The sequence below is a fragment of the Streptomyces sp. BF23-19 genome (assembly GCF_041106355.1).
Lineage (GTDB): Bacteria > Actinomycetota > Actinomycetes > Streptomycetales > Streptomycetaceae > Streptomyces > Streptomyces virginiae_A.
Genome location: NZ_JBGBPT010000135.1, coordinates 14,730 through 16,614 on the forward strand (window position 1 = coordinate 14,730; position 1,885 = coordinate 16,614).

A 1,885-nucleotide genomic window follows, 5' to 3' on the forward strand; every position below is an offset into this window, starting at 1 on the left:
CATGCGGTCCGGGCCCGGATTTTGCCCTGGCCAGCTGTTCAGCCGCAGGGGCATGAGGTCACTGTGTGTCGGTGCTCTTGCCCGCGAGCGTGGACAGCAGCTCGACCATGGTCGTGTTCACCGTGCGCTGCTCGTCGATGAAGCCGTCGATCTTCCGCTCCAGGCCCTCCAGACGCTGGGTTACAGCGCTCACCTGGCCGGTGAGGTTCTCGACCTTCTGATCCAGATTGCCGACCTGCAGGCGCACTGCGGTGAGGTCGGACTTGATGATCCCGAACTCACGGGAGTCCAGAGCCGCGACCTCTTCGAAACGCCGGGTCAGGGCAGCGAGCTCGCTGTGGGCGATGGGGTCCTCGGGCACGCGGCTACTCCTGCCAGATCACAAAACCGCAGATAAGAAGACCCCACGATATCGCGCCCGCACCCCCGTACGACCTCCGGTTCCGCAGACCTCTCGATGTTGGCGGTGACCGATCTGGTACGACGGGAGACACGCGCTAGCCCTCCCCGGCCGCGAGAACCTGCTCCAGCAGCGCGCCGAGCTGGTCGAGTTGGGCCTCTGCGAGGGGGGCGAGTGAGCGGTCCACCTCGGCGGCGACCCGGCGCTCGCCCTCCTGCCGGATCTCTTCGCCGTGCGGGGTGAGGGCATGCCGGACCGCCCGGCCGGGGCCGGGGACGCGTTCGATGAGGCCCCGGGCTGCCATCCGGGCGGCGAGGGTGCCGAACGCCTGGTCGGTCTGGAAGGTGAGCTGGGCCAGGTCATGCAGCGAGGCGTCCGGGTGGGCGTGCAGATGGCGGAGGGTGTCCCACTGCGCGAGGGAGACGCCGAGCGGGGCGAGGGTGGCGGTCAGCGCGCGGTGGTGGCGGTTCTGGAGGCGCTTCACGGCGAGCGCGACCTGCTGCGGGGTCCGGGTCACGGGATTCAGGCTAGCGCAAACCAGCCTGCTGATCTAAGGTTGCTTATATAAGCATGTTGATTAGCGAGCCTCGACGCGGCCGCAGTTATCCCCCGGGAGAGCCCATGAACGCCACCGCCCCCGTCCCGTTCACCGTCAACGAGACCGGCTCCGGCCGCCCCGTCCTGCTGCTTCACGGCGGTGCCGGGCCCGCCTCCATGGGGCCGTTCGCCGCGCTCCTGGCCGAGCGCCACTCCGCCCGGGTGCTGCTCCCCACCCATCCCGGCTTCGACGGCACCCAACGCCCCGCCACCCTGGACGGCATCCGCGCGCTGGCCGCTGCGTACACCGCGCTGCTGGCCGAGCGCGGGCTGACCGGGGTCACCGTGGTGGGCAACTCGATCGGCGGCTGGATCGCAGCCGAGATGGGCCTGCTGGACGAGGGGCGGATCGCCGCCTCCGTCATCCTCAACGGCGTCGGGATCACCGTGCCCGGCCACCCGCTCGCCGACTTCTTCGCGCTCCGCCCCGACGAGGTGGCCGCGCTCTCCTTCCACGACCCGGCCCGCTCCCCGCTCGCCGCCGCCGACCGGTTCACCCAGGCCCAGCGCGCCACGATGGCCGCCAACCGCGAGACACTGTCGGCGTATGCGGGCCGGGAGATGGCCGACCCGACGCTGGCCGGGCGGCTGGCGGCGACCCGCGTTCCCACCCTGGTGGCTTGGGGCACCGCCGACCGGATCGCCTCGCTGGGCTACGGCGAGGCGTACGCAGCCGCCATCCCCGGCGCCGTCTTCCGACCGCTGGCCGACACCGGACACCTCCCGCAACTGGAGACGCCGGAGACGGTGCTCGCAGCCGTCGCGGAGTTCACCACGCCTAGTGACCTGGTTTTGAGGTCTGGGCTCGCCTCATGAGGCGTGTTCTGTTTCAGATCTTGGGTTCCGCCTGACGGCGCTGGTTTCCGTCCGGTGTCCTGATGTGATGGG

Annotated in this window: 3 protein-coding genes; 1 reads left to right on the forward strand and 2 read right to left on the reverse strand. The window is 70.5% G+C overall.

The annotated features are described in order from the left end of the window. Positions 1–58: 58 nt before the first annotated feature. The gene (locus tag AB8A24_RS41135) at positions 59–361 is read right to left on the reverse strand and encodes a hypothetical protein (protein ID WP_369479062.1); all 303 of its coding nucleotides are present in this window, start codon (positions 359–361) and stop codon (positions 59–61) included. 136 nt (positions 362–497) lie between these two features. After that, a complete protein-coding gene (locus AB8A24_RS41140; protein ID WP_329402940.1) occupies positions 498–917 on the reverse strand; it encodes a MarR family winged helix-turn-helix transcriptional regulator in 420 nt (139 codons plus the stop codon). Positions 918–1,021: 104 nt separating this feature from the next. Between AB8A24_RS41140 and AB8A24_RS41145 the strand changes: the two genes are divergently transcribed. Next, positions 1,022–1,813 (forward strand): alpha/beta fold hydrolase, encoded by a 792-nt coding sequence (locus tag AB8A24_RS41145; RefSeq protein ID WP_369479063.1) that lies wholly within the window; start codon positions 1,022–1,024, stop codon positions 1,811–1,813. The last annotated feature ends 72 nt before the right edge of the window (positions 1,814–1,885 follow it).